The following is a 1,648-nucleotide window of genomic DNA, read 5'->3' on the forward strand; positions in this document are numbered from 1 at the left end:
CGAACAATTGGATAACACTACGAACGGGATGTATCTAAGTGATGATACGGTTAATGAAGAAATAGAGCCATTAACTGTATTCTCTTTAGAATATTTACAGCAACAACAACTTAAATTATTAGGTGAATTTTATAGAAATATTAAAAAAGGTGTTTTACAAACTATATGTTGTCAAGGGGATAGTTTAACATATGGATTAGATCAAGTGAGTTCTGATAAAAGACCTGCTGATACAACAGTATTACCTGATGGTAGCAGTAATGGAAGTGACAAAACAAGAGCTGGAATTACTTATCCGGAAGCATTACAAAAATATTTAAATACTGCTTTAGGAAGTGGGAAAGTAAATGTAATTACAAGAGGTTACTGTGGAGATTTTGTTGAGGGGGCTTATAATAGATGGACAACTCCCAGTGGTGCAAATTTATCCTTTTTCCAATATGGAACAAATGACAGTAGAGCAACATGGGTTAGTTATAAAGGTGATGTAAAAAAATTTATTATGCATTACGAAAAACTAATTGCTAGAGAAATACTTAGAGGTAGTGCAGTTGTAATAATAAGCCCACCTAGAAACAGAAATAATGATGTAGATATATTTACCTTTGCTAATGCATTAGAAAGACTAGCAATAAAGTATAATTGTCCATTTATTCGTGGAGATGAGTTAATGCTAAATTATAGTGGAGATATATTTAGTGATGAAGTGCATTATAATTCTAAAGGATATTCAACTCATGCAAGTAGGATAACAAATGCTTTATTAAGTAGATTTGAAAAAAACAGTGTTTTAAGTTGTAGCAAGATTGGAGTGTATCCAAATCAAGATAATATATATTTATGTGGCAAATCAAGATATTTTGAGAATGAGCAATATCCTACACCAAGTCAAACCGATACAACAAAGGGTGCATGTATATTTTTTGAGGGGTCGTCTATAACAATACCATTTTATACAGAGGTTGATGATTTAATTGTATATCCAAATTTCTTTATTAATAGTAATAGTAGTGTTGATGTTGTTCTTGATTTTGAGGTAGAACAACCATTATATTCAAATTCGGATTTAGTTGAAAAAGGGAAGAGAACAAAACCTTTAAATAAAATAACAATAAACTCAACAACTTCATTTTTTAATAGCAGATTAACTAATGAGAGCAACTATATTCATATAGCTAAAAAGGGGTGGCATAGCATAACGTTTGAAACACAAGCAACTGCTCTTACTTCTTATTTTGGTTTAGAGTTTATTGATTATAACACTTGTACTTTGCTAAACAAATTTGTTAATTCAATTAAATCTCAAATATATATAACTGATTTTAAAAACTCATGGAAAAACTTTTCCGATTTATCAACATCGGATTATAGTCAATTATATGTTTTGAAAAATTTAGATAATGAAATAGTTTTAAGAGGGTATGTTAATGGAGGAACAGCTTCTCAAATTACTATATTACCTGAAAGTTTAAGACCTAGTAAAAGCACAGTAGTTCCATGTTATGTACAATATCAAGACGATACTAATAAAGTTGGCTTTATTGAAATAACACCTAATGGTGGTGTGTATTTTATAGGCGATACCAATAATTTAAATAGGGTGGCTATAAATATAATGATGAAATAATTTTAACTCACACTTGATTTA

The 1,648-nt window shown here is 29.7% G+C and carries 1 protein-coding gene; it reads left to right on the forward strand.

All coding sequences use genetic code 11. The annotated features are described in order from the left end of the window. Nucleotides 1–1,627 (forward strand): SGNH/GDSL hydrolase family protein (locus ABUA17_RS18745; protein WP_349818261.1); only part of this gene is annotated, 1,627 nt, incomplete at its 5' end. Between the last annotated feature and the right edge of the window lie 21 nt (nucleotides 1,628–1,648).

This window comes from Clostridium sp. RTP31139st1_H3_RTP31139_211217 (assembly GCF_040227035.1).
Taxonomy (GTDB): domain Bacteria; phylum Bacillota; class Clostridia; order Clostridiales; family Clostridiaceae; genus Clostridium; species Clostridium saudiense.